This is a genomic window from Paraburkholderia sp. GAS41, assembly GCF_050436545.1.
Taxonomy (GTDB): domain Bacteria; phylum Pseudomonadota; class Gammaproteobacteria; order Burkholderiales; family Burkholderiaceae; genus Paraburkholderia.
The window spans coordinates 251,364-266,946 of sequence record NZ_JBNDMK010000001.1 but is presented as its reverse complement, the minus strand read 5'-3'; the positions used below and the strand labels follow the sequence as shown (position 1 = coordinate 266,946).

Annotated in this window: 12 protein-coding genes and 1 pseudogene; 10 read left to right on the top strand and 3 right to left on the bottom strand. The window is 62.0% G+C overall.

The genetic code is table 11. The features are described from left to right. Nucleotides 1-704 precede the first annotated feature (704 nt). Nucleotides 705-1,910 carry an EAL and HDOD domain-containing protein gene (locus P3T43_RS01185; RefSeq protein ID WP_429279190.1) on the top strand — a complete coding sequence of 402 codons (1,206 nt, stop codon included), beginning with the start codon at nt 705-707 and terminating at the stop codon, nt 1,908-1,910. A 254-nt stretch (nt 1,911-2,164) separates the two neighbouring features. After that, nucleotides 2,165-3,523, top strand: coding sequence for a sensor domain-containing diguanylate cyclase (locus P3T43_RS01180; protein WP_429279189.1), 1,359 nt, complete (start codon nt 2,165-2,167; stop codon nt 3,521-3,523). Nucleotides 3,524-3,626: 103 nt separating this feature from the next. Here the strand turns inward: P3T43_RS01180 and P3T43_RS01175 are convergent, their stop codons facing one another. Continuing rightward, nucleotides 3,627-4,250, bottom strand: coding sequence for a chemotaxis protein CheC (locus P3T43_RS01175; RefSeq protein WP_429279188.1), 624 nt, complete (start codon nt 4,248-4,250; stop codon nt 3,627-3,629). Between the two features lie 388 nt (nt 4,251-4,638). Here P3T43_RS01175 and P3T43_RS01170 point away from each other — a divergent pair, with 388 nt between their 5' ends. The 8 genes from P3T43_RS01170 (at nt 4,639) to P3T43_RS01135 (ending at nt 11,769) form a co-directional block, all read left to right on the top strand. Beyond that, nucleotides 4,639-5,799, top strand: a complete 1,161-nt coding sequence (locus P3T43_RS01170; RefSeq protein ID WP_429279187.1) for a hypothetical protein — start codon at nt 4,639-4,641, stop codon at nt 5,797-5,799. Nucleotides 5,800-5,983: 184 nt separating this feature from the next. Then, nucleotides 5,984-6,859, top strand: a complete 876-nt coding sequence (locus tag P3T43_RS01165; protein WP_429279186.1) for a helix-turn-helix domain-containing protein — start codon at nt 5,984-5,986, stop codon at nt 6,857-6,859. 87 nt (nt 6,860-6,946) lie between these two features. Then, nucleotides 6,947-7,840 carry a PhzF family phenazine biosynthesis protein gene (locus P3T43_RS01160; RefSeq protein ID WP_429279185.1) on the top strand — a complete coding sequence of 298 codons (894 nt, stop codon included), beginning with the start codon at nt 6,947-6,949 and terminating at the stop codon, nt 7,838-7,840. Continuing rightward, complete coding sequence (locus P3T43_RS01155; protein ID WP_429279184.1) at nt 7,837-8,376, top strand: RidA family protein; 540 nt, start codon at nt 7,837-7,839, stop codon at nt 8,374-8,376. Before P3T43_RS01160 ends, P3T43_RS01155 begins: the two co-directional genes overlap by 4 nt. A 31-nt stretch (nt 8,377-8,407) precedes the next feature. Further along, nucleotides 8,408-9,160 (top strand): transporter substrate-binding domain-containing protein, encoded by a 753-nt coding sequence (locus P3T43_RS01150; RefSeq protein ID WP_429279183.1) that lies wholly within the window; start codon nt 8,408-8,410, stop codon nt 9,158-9,160. Beyond that, nucleotides 9,157-9,813 (top strand): glutamine ABC transporter permease GlnP, encoded by a 657-nt coding sequence (gene glnP / locus P3T43_RS01145; RefSeq protein ID WP_429279182.1) that lies wholly within the window; start codon nt 9,157-9,159, stop codon nt 9,811-9,813. Before P3T43_RS01150 ends, glnP begins: the two co-directional genes overlap by 4 nt. After that, a complete protein-coding gene (gene glnQ, locus P3T43_RS01140; protein ID WP_429279181.1) occupies nt 9,810-10,538 on the top strand; it encodes a glutamine ABC transporter ATP-binding protein GlnQ in 729 nt (242 codons plus the stop codon). Before glnP ends, glnQ begins: the two co-directional genes overlap by 4 nt. Before the next feature lie 46 nt (nt 10,539-10,584). Next, a complete protein-coding gene (locus P3T43_RS01135; protein WP_429279180.1) occupies nt 10,585-11,769 on the top strand; it encodes a serine hydrolase domain-containing protein in 1,185 nt (394 codons plus the stop codon). Nucleotides 11,770-12,048: 279 nt separating this feature from the next. Here the strand turns inward: P3T43_RS01135 and P3T43_RS01130 are convergent. Next, nucleotides 12,049-12,261, bottom strand: a pseudogene (locus P3T43_RS01130) (isochorismatase family protein); the annotation flags it as partial. Between the two features lie 253 nt (nt 12,262-12,514). Then, nucleotides 12,515-15,565 carry a helix-turn-helix transcriptional regulator gene (locus P3T43_RS01125; protein WP_429279179.1) on the bottom strand — a complete coding sequence of 1,017 codons (3,051 nt, stop codon included), beginning with the start codon at nt 15,563-15,565 and terminating at the stop codon, nt 12,515-12,517. Between the last annotated feature and the right edge of the window lie 18 nt (nt 15,566-15,583).

The window sequence follows — 15,583 nt, the reverse complement described above, 5'->3', positions numbered from 1 at the left end:
TCATATCAGCGCATCTATCTCTCTCACCTTATTAATATTTTTTATTTGCTTCAAAAGAATCTTGTTGCGCCGGTTTTGACGGTGTTGCTTTTTTGACGAAACATCCTCGTGCGAACGGTTTTCGTCCAATTATTGGGTAACGCCGCGTAATAAAAATGTTTAGAATCAACTTTGCCGCACGTACCGCACATAAGTGCGGGCGTGCGCTAATGGATATGCCTTTGGCTGGTTTGACCGGATTCCGTCTTGCGGAACGATCAATGCCTTGCACGAAGGGTGAAGCGGCGAGACGCGCGTTCCATTGAACCTAGAACCTGAGAGCGCCGGTATACCGGCTCGTGGCAGACGCAAGTGTAAAAGCTTGGTTATCCGTGCGATGTTAAACCGCACCGGACTGCCTCGTCCTGAACTTTACCGAGTGATAGCGAAACGTAATTCACGTGATCGCTTAAATATAGATAACCCTTGAAACTAGAGGGAGGGGCCGCATGATTGAAGTTCCTTTTACCGATGCAGACCGGTCTCGCATCGCCCGCCTTTTCCCAGTGAGTCCCCCTGCCCGCGCCTCACGCGCCGCGCGTTCGTCGGCGTTTGCCCCAGCCTCGCCGGCTGCTTCTTAACGGACACTCCTGCGTCGGGCGAAACGTGTCGCGCGTCGCCACTGCTGGCTCGCGAACCGCTCACGCCATAAAAAGGCGAATGCAATGAACCAGAATGCTCTCGCGCACGTGGCGCGCCAGTCGATCCTCGATCGGCATGGCGCGATAGTCGGTCATGAACTTTTCTTCCGTGATCCGCCGGGGTCGGCCGGCAGCCCGGACGGGTTGGCCCGCACCTCGGCGGTGGTTGAGCGCGTGATCGGAACGCCGGGTTTTGCGTCGATGGTGGACTCCCGCGACGTCTTCCTGAACTGCCCAGACACGTTCCTGTTTTCCGACCTCGTGCACATCCTGCCGCCGGAACAGTTCGTACTCGAAGTTCTTGAGGATACCGAACTCAGCGCCGACCTGTCGGCCCGATGCGACGAGCTACGGCGAGCGGGATTCCGCATCGCGCTCGATGACGTGCGCGCGCTCACACCCGAGGTCCTGGCATTCCTGCCGCACGTCGATATCGTCAAGCTGGACTGGCCTTATATCGAGCCGCGGCTGATACCGGAGATGGTCGCAAGAATAAGGCATTCGCCAGCCCGAATCCTCGCCGAGAAGCTCGAAACCCGCAGCGCCCGCGACGCGGCCATGCAGGTGGGCTGCGATCTCTTCCAGGGCTATTTCTTCGCGACGCCTCAGACGCTCACCGCCAAACGGGTGCCCCACCAGCTTCTCGGCGTGATCCGGGTGCTCGAACTGGTGATGGCCAACGCGCATTGCGCCGAAATCGTGGCTGCGCTCCGGGACACGCCGACGCTTGTAGTGCAATTGCTACGGATGGTGAATGCAGCCGGCAATATGCGCACGCAGCGCACGCCTGTCACGTCATTGGGCGATGCCGTGATGCAGGCTGGCACCCGACAACTGACGAGGTGGTGCGGCTTGCTTTTCTACGGAACACCGTCGAGTCTTTCGACCGACAGCGATCCGCTGATCGAGCTGGCCCAGTCGCGCGCGGCCTTCATGGAACAGGCAGCCAGAAAACTGGCACCCACCGATGATCAGATGGCCGAGCAGGCCTACTTATCCGGGCTGATATCGCTTGCCCACGTGCCGTATGGCGTCGATGTGGAAAGCTTCATCGGCGCGTTGCCGCTCAGCGAGCCCATCCAGCGGGCCGTCGTCGAACACGCTGATGACCTGGGGCAATTGCTGACGATCGCCGAGCTCTACGAACGCGGCAATCTCGATGCGGCAATCAGCCAGGCCAGTGCTTTTGGCGACCCGTTTGCTGCAGTCCTGTCGGAGATCGGGGGATGATGTGCTCCTCCCCGGCCTGCACACCTGATTGATTTCGTCCTGCGCGATGTGAGTGGGCCATGCCTGCATGGCTAACCATCGAAACCGCTTTGTAGGACAATAGCGTGGCCGAGCCACACCTCGCCACGCGCTTTCGGGGCACCACCCGGGCTTTGGGCCAAGCTCTGCAACGTGCGATCCGGCATGCCAGATGCACCAGGCAGTCGGTGAAGCCGATGAACCGAGACCAACGAACACCAACCGTATAAATCAGAATGGACAGCCTGCTTATAGGTCCCGCGCCACGCAAACAGGTTGTGTTTGCGGGAGCATGCGCGTTGCTCATTCTGCTGACGCTCGTGATAGCGGGGCCGCGCGCTCATCAGCCGTTGCCGTCCGTTACTCCCTTCATGCCAATGTGCGCCCTCACGGTGTTCACGACCTCGGGAATCGTCGCATTCCTTTTCGGCGCCCGCTTTTCCGTGACGCGACAACCGATGCTGGGTGTACTCGGCGCGTATGGCTACACGGCCATCACCGTCGCATTGCAACTGCTGATGTTCCCGGGCGTTTTTGCGCAAGCTGGACTGTTCGGCGCGGGCCCTCATAGCGCGGCGTGGATGTGGGTTTTCTGGCATGCAGGATTTCCGCTGCTGGTCAGCCTGTCGCAACTCGCACGCGACCGCCCCCTGAGCACGCCAATCAGGACGCCTTCTCCCGCCCGCTGGATCTGGGCACTGATCGGCGCGCCAACCATGCTTGCCGCCGCGCTGGGCCTTCTTGCTGTTCGCGTAGACCTGTCTGCCCCATTCCATGCGATGCCCGAGGCGAACGTCTTCAGCGGTGGTTGGGCCATGGCGGTCATCTGCTCACTCGACGTCCTTGCGATCGCCATTACTTTGTTCAAAGGGCGTCTGCGTACCGTTCTCGATTTGTGGATAACGATCGCTCTCCTGACGTCTTTGGCGGATACCTGCCTGAATCTGCTGAGCGTGGTCCAATTTACGCTGGGGTGGTACGTCGCGCGAGTCTTTAGCATGCTCTCGCCGAGCATTCTGGTGTGCGTGCTGGTTTGGGAAGTGACCGTGCTCTACCGCGAATTGAGCAAGGCCCACGCATCCTTGTTACACACGTCCACCCGCGACGCACTCACACGCGTTTTCAATCGCAGCTACTTCGACGACCAGTTGGGTATGGAATTCGACCGTGCTGTGCGCAACGGCAAACCCCTTTCGCTCGTCATGGTCGACGTTGACCACTTCAAGGATTACAACGATGCCTTTGGCCACCTTCGAGGCGATACTTGCCTTGGCGCGGTTGCGAGCGCACTGGCGGGAATCGCGCAGCGGCCCGGCGATTTTGTTGCCCGCTACGGAGGTGAAGAGTTCGCGCTGGTGTTACCGGATACCGGTCCGGCTGAAGCCGCGGTTATTGCGGAGCATGCCCGGCTTGCGGTAATGAATTTGCACCTGACGGCTCCATTACCCGGCGGTCGGGTGACCGTCAGTGCCGGCTGCGCAACCAGCGAATTCAACACGCTCAGCAGGTCCAGCGAACTCGTTCAGGCTGCAGACGCCGCGCTTTACCAGGCGAAACACGCAGGACGCAATCGGGTTCAGTCCGCGACAGCCTGAAGGCACACGTTCAACGCACGAACGCGACGTCGCGTGTTCCTTCACGCACGTCAGGTCGGCCGCTCGATCAGGAAATCCATTCAAGATTGTCGTATTGCGCCGTTCATAGACTGCACAGCAGCGCATTGAGCGCGTCGCACAGGCGGCAAATCGATTTCTCGTCCATCAGGATGACCAGGTGTGCGCGGAACGTCTGATCTTCGAGCGTGAAATTGACCTCGAGCAGAAGCGCGATCTGCCACGCGACGCCGTGTGCCTGAAAGACATCGTCAAGCGCGATTTCTTTTCCGAGCAGACTCGGTGGAGAAAAGACTGGCGTGCGGTCGAGCTTGTCGAGAATGCGCGAAACGCATGCTCCCGTCAGAACGTTTGCGACGTCGAAAATCAGCTCCGTCTCGCTGACCGTCTCGGGAGCTGAGTGAATGGATGGCTCGTTGACGAGCGCGCACAGGTGTCCTACCCCGCTGCTGCGGCAGATCACGATTGCCTCGCCGTTGATGTCCGAGCGAAAGCCCTGGCGCACGGCCGTCACACTTTCGTCTATCCCGGTCATCTCGCGCAGGATCTGCGTGGCCTCGTCCACCCTGACGACGGACACGTGAGGAACGGATAGCTGGATGAAGGAGTTGATCAGGCCGGCGAGACGCGTAGCGGCCTCGCCCATTGCCATGTTGGCGATCTCCTGCAAGGCGTCACGCTGCTCTACGGTAAAAACGTTTTCAGGCATACGATCTGTACTTCGCGGTGATTGACCCTTTCCACGGTTTATCCATGCTGGGTAGTTGCGAGCTTACGCGACTGTTTTCAACCGACTTGACCGTGCGTGTCAGTTTTTCCAGATTTCACGCCCTTTATTCAAGTGAATGAAACCTGTCATGCGTTTATCCGCTTTATGCGAAGTTCGCCGGCGAGTCGCCGCGCAAACGACGAAATGATTTGACCGGCATGGAAATGTCGGAGTAAAAACGGTCAGACCAGATCGCCACGCCCGCAGCGTTCGCTGACGCGTGGAATACGCGTTCGGATAACCATGGATTGCACATTCCCTTATTACGCTGGAATCAGCGTTCGGTTTGTGTGAAATACGCACTCTCTCTATCGGAGGTAGGACGGCCATGATCAATTACCACACGTTGGGCGGCGGCAAGCGGCTCTGCGACATCGTCTTCGCCGGCAGTCACGACGCGGGCATCACGAGCGGCGGCGCCAACGTCCAGACCCAGGATCGCAATATCTTCGAACAGGCCAAGGCCGGCGTGCGCCTGTTCGACCTGCGGATCGCAGGAACCAAGGCTTCGACCAAATCCTCCGCGCCGGTGACGCTGAAGGCCTTCCACGCCGACCCGAAGCTGACGCAACTGAAGGACAAGAAGAATAAAGCCGTCTTCGACCTGGGCGGCAGGCCGGCTAACGTCACCACCACCAAGCTGCCGGTGGACGGCGCGTTCGGCATGCCGCTCGTGGACATGCTGAAAGAGGCAAAGGATTTCGTCAAATACAACACCAGCGAATTCCTGCTCCTGAAGTTCGACAAGTGCACGAACTGGACCATCATCGCAGAGGTTTGCGTGCGGGAGCTCGGCACCTTTCTCTTCACGGGAACGGGTAGCCTCAACGAGAAGACGCTCGACCAGCTGAAGAAGCACGTCGTCGTGCTTTTCACCCCGAAGGGCATCGACGAAGTGGCCAACCAGGGCTACCTTTCGACGACCGGGATCTGGGGTTGCAAGCGCCTCGGGGACGGCACTGGCTACAGCAACGCCTACAACGGCCTGCAATTCGTCGGCAAGGGCGGCACGAACGCCCTCAACGGCGACAGCGACATGGGCAAGATCGCGTCCAACATCGAGAAGCAAGGTGGGCTGATGAAGCTCGGCGCCCTCAACTCCGACCCCGAGGTGATGGGGATGATGTACTGGACGACCACCGGCCTGAAGCGGAGCATCCAGGAGCGCAACTCGACCATGTGGGGGGCGGACAACCGCCCGACCGCCCTCACCGAGCTGTGGATGGCCGGCTTCGGCGAGGCGATCGAATCGCGCCTGCCGACCTACATCTCGTCGACCGACTACACGAACGGTATCGCGCTGAAGGTCTTCATGCCCAATATCGTCATGGTCGATTTCGCCGACATCGACAAGGGCAAGTTCATCTTTGAATTGAATACGACGGCGAGCACGACGCTCACCCAGACCGCACGCAAGATCGCGCAGGCGCGCAAGCTGGCCCAGGGCCAGGGCGGCGCCCGGCGTCAGCAGCGGCCTGGGCTGTACTGAGTTCCCGATTTCCCCGGATCGCAGCGGCATGGCAAACACAGCCGAATTTTGCACGGGTATCCTCCCCGCTCCAGTCAACGCTGTGCCCGTTCCTCGCGACTCCACGCTGCGCCAGGCGCTTCAATCGCAATCCGGTCACAGCACGACCCTCTTCTGAATCGCATGGATTGCATGGAGTACCGCCATGCTACGAACGTTCACACAGCTCTGTGAGCCAGCCAACAAGGCGCTGCTCGTCGCTGCCGATGAGGGCCACGCCACGCTGACCGGCAGCGGCACCTACGCGATGCCGTGGCACTGGCACGACTGCCTGATGTTCATCCTGCCGGGCCAGGGTGCCGTCGAGCTTCGCCACGAAGACCAGCGCGCGGGCACCTGGCTGTCTCAGGATCGCTTCGCGGTCGTACCGTCGGGACGCGCCCATCAGACCCGCGCCGGATGCGCCACTCACACTCACGTGGCCGTCTATGTGACGGGCGACGCGCTGCACAAGCTCGACACCGGCGTCGGCTCGCTCAGCGAATTCCGCCGGCGCACCCGCACGCCCATCCTCGTACGCAGGACGGCCGCGATCCGCGCGCTGCAGGAGCTCTCGCAGTGTAACGACATGAGTGGTTATGGCAGCGCGGCTACCCGCCAGGCCTTGTCGACGGCCCTCCTGATGCAGTGTATAGGCGAGGTCATCACCGGCAAGACGCAACTGGCGACATCGCCGCGTGAACACGGCATGGCGCTGGTAGCCGACATCGAAACCTTCATCGCTCACCACGCTGACCAGGAGATTCCCCTCGATATGCTGGAAGAGCGTTTTGGCGTGTCCCGGCGTCACATCACGCGGCTGTTTCGCGAACGCACCGGCGTTTCGATCGGCGAGTTCCAGCAGCGCACGCGTTACGACAATGCTTGCCGCCTCCTCGCTGAAACGGATCTGCCGATCGGCGAGGTAGCGTTTCGCGTCGGCTTCGAAAGCGGCGCCGCCCTTGCGCGCGCGATGCGCCGCGTCGGCGGCCAGTCACCTTCCGGTCTGCGAGCAGGCATGGCCCGTTCGGTCAAAACGTAGGGCCCGTTCGAACGCGCGGCGCGGCGCCGCTCCGCTTAATCTGGGCGGATAGCAACACACTCCCCGGTCAGCGGGGCTCACGCCGCCATGTCTTTGCGCTCTCAAGTCGAACTCGTCAGCGTGTTTGCCGCCGGTCCCGGCGGCGGCAACCCGGCGCCCATCGTGATCGACGCCGCCGGCATGTCTGACGAAGAAATGCAGGCCGTCGCGCGGCGCTACGGCCACGAAAGTGGCTTCGTCCTGCCCGTCGCGCCCGGCTCCGGCTGCGACTACGAATTCCGCTTCTGGGTGCCGAATCACGAGATGTCGATGTGCGGCCACGCTACCGTCGGCGCGGTCTGGCTGCTCCATCAAGCCGGACGCCTGCAGCGCGACCGGCTGACCATTCAGACGCGCAGCGGCCAGGTCGGTGTCCGCATCACCGGATACACGGATCAGGGCGCGACCGTCGAGATTTCCCAGCCCATGGGCCGCGTCGAGCCGCTGACGCAGCACAGCAAGGAGAAGATCCTCGACGCGCTCGGCATCGGCGACGCGCAACTCGCGCCCCTGCCGATCCAGAACGCCTGCACCAGCCGCGTCAAGACACTGATCCCGCTCAGCAGCCCCGCCGTGCTCGACGCCCTCCAGCCGCGCTTCGACAGAATCGAGACCGTGTGCGAGCAGATCGGCTCCACCGGCCTCTATCCTTACGCGATCTCCGATGCCGGCCGGCAGATCTTCGACGCCCGCCAGTTCCCGCGCGCGTCAGGCTATCCGGAAGACGCGGCCACCGGGATCGCAGCCTCCGCGCTGTCGTTCGGGCTGCTCGCCAATGGCATGGTGGAAGCATCCACGCGGACCATCACGATCCGCCAGGGACGCGCGATGCAACGCCCGTCGCAGATCTCGGTGCGATTCAGCGTCGGGGCGGGTCACGTGGACGGCTGCTGGCTGGGCGGACCGGTCTGCTTTGAAACGCACATTGGAGCTCCGTCATGACGATCGATATCGCGGACCGGGTTGCGCAACTCGGCATGCGACTGCCGCCTGCGCCATCGCCGCGAGGCGCCTATACGGGTGTGGTGATCCATCACGACATCGCTTACGTCAGCGGCCAGGTCAGTCGCGTCGGTGACCAGGTGATCGCCGGGTCCGTCGATCACGCCACGCCGCCCGAGGTCATCCGGCATGCCGCCCAGACGAGCGTGCTGCGCGCGCTGAGCGCGCTCGCCGCAGCGCTGCCACCCGCGACGAGGGTCGAACGCATTCTCTTTCTGCGCGGCTTCATCAACGCCGTGCCCGAATTCGTGAACCACAGCCAGGTGATGGACGAAGCCTCGTCCCTGCTGCTCGAAATCTTCGGCGAAATGGGCCGACACGCGCGATCGGCAATCGGCGTCGCCAGCCTCCCAGGCGGTGGGCTGCTCGAAATCGAACTCACTGTTTCGCTGACGCACGAAGCCGCTCTACCCCGGCAGGCGCACGACGCCAGGCCGGAGCAGTCCGATTGCGCACCCCCACCCGGCGCCAGATAGCCCAGCACGATCACTCAACGTGGAGAAAACCATGAATCGCCGTCAATTGCTGCAACTCGGCCTGGCAGCCGGGCCCGCCATCCTGATGTCCCGTTCCGTATGGGCAGACGATACCGAACTGGTGGTAGGCTCCAACGTGGGCGCCCCGCCGTTCGCCTTCAAACAGGGCGAGACCTATTCCGGATTCGACGTCGAGGTCTGGCGCGAAGTCGCGAAGGGCCTGAACCGGAAATGGCGCCTGCAACCGATGGAATTCGGCGCGTTGATCCCGGCGCTTCAGACCCACAATATCGACGTGATCGTCTCGCAACTGTTCATCAAGCCGGAACGGCAGCAGGTGATCGATTTTTCGACGCCATACTACAAAAGCGGTCTGATTGCGTTGACGCGCATCGACAACACCCGTATCCGCACCCCGGCCGATCTCGCCGGCAAACACATCGGCACCGAAACGGGCACGGTCGCCGTCAGCTACATCAAGGATCACATCAAGGACGCCACGCTGGAGCAACTGCCGAGCATCAATAACGCGCTGCTTGCGCTGGAGGCGGGTCGCACCGATGTCGTCGTCTATGACAAGCCGCAACTGCTCTACTATGCCAACACCGCCGGCAAAGACAAGGTCCGCGTGATCCTGCCTGCTCTGGAGGGTCTCGACGTGGGCATGGGTTTCCAGAAAGGCAGCCCGCTCGTTGCCGCGGCCAACGTCCAGATCGCTGCGATGAAAGCCGATGGACGGCTCGCCGCGCTCAACAGTAAATGGTTCGGCGAGGCGTCGTCATGAACTTCGACTGGGCGGCGCTCATTGCGGCATTGCCGGACCTCCTGCAAGGACTTCGGCTGACCCTCCTGATCGCGCTGACGGGACTCGCGGGCGGCGTCGTGCTGGGGGTCATCGCAGGCGTCGCGCTGACCTACGGGACTCGGGCCGCAGCGTTTCCGGCGCAGATGTATGTTGCCCTGATTCGCGGCACGCCAATCGTGGTCCAGGTCATGTTCGTCTACTTCGCGCTGCCGATCATGATGGACATTCGCATCAGCGCCACCAGCGCGGCCATCATCACGTTGATCATCAATTCCGGCGCCTACAACGCGGAGATCATCCGCGGCGCGCTACAGGGCGTGCCGGGCGGACTGTCCGAGGCTGGCATGGCGATGGGGCTGCCGTTTCATACCACGCTGGCGCACGTCATTGCACCCATCGCCTTTAGACGCGCGCTGCCGGCCATGGGCAACCAGTTCGTCAATCTGGTCAAGGACACGTCGATCTTTCTCGTCATCGGCGTGGGTGAACTGACTCGCAGAGGACAGGAAATCATGGCCGAGAATTTTCGGGCAGTGGAGATCTGGACTGCGGTGGCGCTCATCTATCTGCTGGTCATCAGTTTCCTTGCACTCGGCCTGCGAGTGCTCGAACGGAGCGTACGTTTGCCATGAGCATGATCGAATTCCAGCAAGCCTCGAAGCGTTTCGGCCAGCATGTCGTTCTGCAGCCGCTGGATCTCAGCATAAAACGCGGTGAAGTCGCCGTCATCGTCGGACCGTCCGGTTCCGGAAAATCGACGCTGCTTCGCTGTATCAACGGACTCGAGAGGATCAGCTCCGGTGATGTGCGGGTCGACAACATCAGTGTGCTGGGTTCCGCCCGCGATGTGCGGCGTATCAGGCTCGAAGCGGGCATGGTGTTTCAGCAGTTCAATCTGTTCCCGAATCTGACCGCGATGCAGAACGTCATGTTCGGGCCCATCCGTGCACGTCACCAAACCAAGGCCGAGGCACGCGACATCGCGAGCGCGCTTCTGGACAAAGTCGGCCTCGCCCAGCGGATGCACCACTATCCGTCGCAGCTTTCCGGCGGCCAGCAGCAACGTGTGGCCATCGCGCGAGCGCTTGCGGTGCAGCCCAAGCTGATGCTCTTCGATGAACCCACTTCGGCGCTCGATCCCGAGTTGCGCCAGGAGGTGCTCAAAGTCATGCAGACACTCGCGTGCGAGGGCATGACGATGGTCGTCGTGACGCACGAAATGGGTTTCGCACAGCGCGTGGGCTCGCGCCTGCTCTTCATGGAAGCGGGCCGTGTCGTGCACGACGGCAAGCCCGTCGAGATTTTGTCCGCACCGCCTGGCGAGCGTTTTCGCGAGTTTCTTCAACATGTTCATTGACGTCCACGCAATGCACGCCCGTACGCCAGAAGAGTCTGCAGTCAAGATGAATCCGTCACGTTTTGAGAGCGACTACGGCTTTCGTCGCGACCATGTCCGACACGACAACTGGCGTGAAGCGCCATGGAATATCTGGGCCTTTCGCCATGTCCACGAAATTATTCCGACAGCACGGATTCCTGCTACGTCGGGCCTTGCCGAAGAACCCGTGGTCAGTGCCGACGAGTTGACGGCACTTCAGTTCGTGGCCCACGGCGAACGCCGGACGGTTGCGCAGGTCTTGCGGCAGACGTCCACTGACGCCGTCACCGTGATGCGAGCCGGACGGTTCGTCGCCGATTTTCATGCACCGCATTTCACGCTGCAAAGCCGCCATATCCTGTTCTCGGCGAGCAAGTCCGTTGCGGGCCTGCTCGCCGGCATGCTGGTCGGAGACGGTCGTCTGGACCCCGAAGCGCCCGTGGCCCAATACGTTCCCGAACTCGCACGCTCGGCCTTCGGCGATGCGCGCGTCCGACACGTGCTGGATATGCGCACCAGCCTCGCATTCAATGAGGACTATCTCGATCCGAATGGCCTCTATGCGCGCTACCGGCGGGCCGGCCTGCTGGACCCGCGCCGCGAAGGCGAACCCGCGGAGACGGTGATCGATCTGCTCGCCTCCCTGTCCAAAGGCACGGGCGAGCATGGCGGCCCGTTCCATTACTGCTCGCCCAATTCCGATGTGCTCGGTCTCGTGATCGAGCGCGCCTCTGGGCAGCGCTATGCCGACTTCGCAGCGACCCGTCTGTGGCAACCGTTAGAACTGCGACACGACGGATGCATCACAGTGGACATTGCCGGCACTGCGCGCTCCGGCGGCGGTTTGTGCATGACCGTGCGCGACCTGGCGAGGATCGGAGAACTGGTGCGTCTGGGCGGCAAGATCAACGGGCGCCGGCTAATACCCGCGGACTGGATAGCCGATACGCTCACAGGCGGCAGTGCAGAGGCATGGCGACAAGGCAATTTCTCGAGCTGGCTGCCGAACGGCAAATACCACAACAAGTGGTATCAGGTGGGCAATGCCAGCGGCGCGTGTTTTGCGATTGGCATTCATGGCCAGTGGCTCTATGTCGATCCACTGCGCGAGACCGTAATCGCCAAATTTTCGTCGCAACCCCTGCCGACTAACGACGAAGTGAAGCTGCTGAATCTCGCCTTGTTCGAAGCGATTGCGGCAATGGAATGAGGCATTGGTGGTGGTTGGGTTGTACCGATGTGCTGGCTTTCAACGGGTAGGCGGCCGCGCCCGAGAATGCTTGAACATCGTAGAAAAAGTGATCATGTCAGGATCTACCTATTCGGGGAGACGTTGCCTGTTAGCCGCCAAAAAAGCCGCTGCAGAAACAATCTCCGCATAGCCGAAACTCAACGCAGCTATAAATGCTGCATGCACTTGCGCCGCGGGTACACGTACCCCATTGAATTCAAGGTCGTGTGTGGCGCAGGCATCGTGAATCACCGTCGTTCAGTAACCGAAGTCCACCGAAGCGCGCGTAACCGCGTCAATGCACATGTGACTCATATTTCCGACGACAACGACTCTCTCGATACCTTGATCCTCAAGAATCGGCTGCAAGTCGGTTTCGCGGAAGGGATTCATGTGGTGTTTGACGATCACACGCTCGCCGGGCAGATTCGCAGTCTGCGGATAAAGTTGAGCACCTTCAGTATTGGGTACGAAAAACGGGGCATCTTATGTATCTGGAATCCTCTGCCATTGAGAGCTCGCCTGTTGTCAGGAGCAAACGCCCGTTCTTGCAAAGCGTGGGGAACGGGTTCCCCAAATTCTGCGAGCGTGGAAATACTTTTGTAAGACCAGCGGCGTGCCGATATTGGGTGGGGCATTTTCGCCGGCTCCAGACTCAGGCAGTGTCTCATACTGGCTGCAAGTCCTCCTGGCTGACTCCCAGGTTCCAGATATTTCGTATCCCTCACCTTTCGGTCAGGCCGTTCCGGATTGCGAATGCAGCCGCCTCGGTACGATTGGCCGAGTGGGTCTTGGCCAGAACGGCACGAATGTGGTTGGCAACCGTGTTCGGACTCAAGAAGAGCCGGTCCGCGATCTCACGATTTCCGAGGCCGCTCGAAACCAGTACCAGCACCTCGGTTTCACGTGTGCTTAACCCAGCCGAACACGCCGGAGATGACCCGTGCGTCGTCGAGCCCAGCATGTCGTCAATCTGCGTAAGAAGTGCACGCATATCCATGCACTCCGCCGCCGCCCGTGCATCCTGAAGCAACACGCGCGCCGCGTCGATATCGCCGTCGTCGTTGCGGGCAAGCCGCATCGACGCATAGTGCAGGCGCGTCCGCGCGACGGCCGGCGCGGCTCCCTGCCGCAGGTTCATCGCCAGTGCAGATTCGAAGTGACGCTGAGCGTCGTGCCAATTGCGCCGTGTCGTCGCGAGCAGACCGAGCAGCGACGAGGCCGCGCCCAGGCAACCGACCGTTGTCCCGATCAGCACATTACGGCCGTCATACGGGAACAGCATCGAATAGAGGGCCTCCGCGCGATCCTTGTCGTCGAGCCGCGCGCACACCTGGGCCAGATACGCGAGACTCGCCGCTCGCAAGGCGTCGTGGCGGACAATCGCGAAGCCGTCCGCTGCGAGCTCCTCGAACTCGTTGCGCGCCTCGGCGAGCAGGCCGATCTCCGAGTAAAGCAACGCCAGGCCGGGACGCCACGTGCCCGCCTTGGGCGTCGCGTTCACGAAGACCCGCACCAGCGGCGCGAGTTCGCGCAAGCGCCCCTGCTCGCTGCGCAACGTGAACATCTGCATACCGTAGACGCCAGGCGCGTCCAGGCCCGGCATGCGGCGGCCAATCTGCAGGGCCTGCTCGATCAGGCGCTCGGCGACGTCGAACCGCCCCTCCATGAGCGCGAAAGTAGCGCGCGACGTTGCAGCAACATAGCTTTCAAACGGCTGCCGCAAATCCGCCGCCCGGCGCTCGAATTGCTCGAGCCGCACGCGCCACGTCGACAGGTCGCCCAACTCCATCAGCTCGAACAGTTGCCAGGCCTGCGCATCGAGCGCGCGCAATACGTCATTCGAGTTCTCGGCTAAACGAAGCGCCTCCTCGATATCGTGGAGGCGCTGCGCACTGCGCTCCGGCTGCCAGCGTGTGGAGAGCGTCGAGACCAGGGTCGAGACCAGCGTGCCGGTGTCGCCGCAGCGCCGGGCCATTGCCACCGCCTGTTCGTGCACGATTTCGGCCTGAGCGTCTTCGCCGCTGAAGATCAGCGCACGCGCAAGCGAGCTGAGCAACTGCGCTTTCATGATGCCGTCGCCGTTGTCCAGGGCGGCGAGCGCCTCGCGCAGCAGCCGCGTCGCCGCCTGTCCCGGCAGCCCCGGCGCCCAGGTAGCCCTCTCGAAACCGAGCGCGGCGCGCGTCATCTCGTCGATCGCTTTCGCATTGCGCGCCAGCAACATCGCCTGTTCGAACGCTTCGCGCGCCTGCAGATACTCTCCCGCGAACGTAAGCGAGTCGCCAAGCGCATTGAGAAGCCGACACTTTAAAGCCGGATCGCTGGCACCTGTCATTCCCGCGGCCTGAAGCGCAAGGCGATAGTAGCGAGCGGCCTCCTCGTGCGCCAACAGCCCGGTGGCGCGTTCTGCGGCGCGGCGTGCGATATCGGCCGCTCGCGTAGCGTCTGCGCCGGGCAATGCGCAGGTGTAATGGTGTGCGAGCGCCGGCAGATGCTGGTCCACCTCATCGGCGTACAGGCCTTCAATGGCCTGCGCTACGTCCAGATGGAGCCCACTGCGGGCAGGTATCGCAATTTCGTCATATAGCGTTTCGCGGATCACCGCGTGCGAGAACTGGAACCAGCCCGGCCGCCCCTCCGGTTCGACGATGCGCGACCGCAGGGCTTCCTCGATCGTGCTCTGGATACCGTTCGCGGCCGGTTCGTCCAGCACGCGCTGCAGCAGTCGGAGATCGAACGTCCTACCGATCAACGCTGCGCGTTCCAGCACGAGATTCGTCATCGGCGACAGACGGTTCAGGCGTCGCCCGATCACTTCCTTCACGCCTTCTGGAATGTGAATCCCCCGCACCGCGCACGACTCGGCCAGCGAAGGGTGGGTGCGGCGCCCGAGCACGCCTTCCTGAATCAGCAGACGAGTCGTCTCGGCGACGAACAAGGGGTTTCCTTCGGTCTGCTCGTAGATTGCATCGAGGAGCGCAGGCGTAAAGCCGTTGCCACCCGACCGGGCGATCAACACCTCGGTTTCCCGGCGGCTGAGCCCGCCAAGACGCAACCGATGGAAATAGCTGTAGCGGGCAAGGTCACCGAGGGTGACCGACAGGGGATGCTGGCGATTCAACTCGATGTCGCGATATGTGGCGAGCAGCAGAATACGGTTATCGCCAATCTCCGGCGCGAGAAACTCGAGCAACCGGAGCGACGACGCGTCCGCCCAATGGAGATTGTCGATGATCAGCAACAGCGGCTCGCGTGCCGCCGCGAGCCTCCAGAAGCTGGCAATGGCGTCGAATAGCCTGAAACGCTGCTGCAACGGATCGGAGGTCGGTAGCAACGGCGCCTGATCGCCAAGCCGCCGCCAGATCTCCGGAAGAACGTCCGCGATGGGCGCGGCCGCTGCGAGCATGGCGCGCAAGGCCTCGTCGTCATGCGCTTCGAGCCAGACCCGCATGATCTGCAGCCACGGCCAATACGGCGGCGCGCCCGGCTCTTCATTGCAACGCCCCCATAGCACGCGCACACCTGCGGCGCGACGGGCCAGCATCTGTGCAGTGTGCGATTTGCCGATTCCAGGCTCGCCAGCCAGCATGGCGATCGCGCCGCGGCCCCCCGCCATTCGTCCGAGCAAGCCGGCGAGCGCGGCGAGTTCGCTTTCGCGACCGACGATCGACGTCTCGGCCTCCCGATCCTCAACAGTCGCTGCAAGACGAGTGCCGCAGGCATCGCAAAACCGCGCGTCTTCCCGATTGTCCCGACGACAGAAAGAGCACTCCATCTGGAATAGCCTCGAATG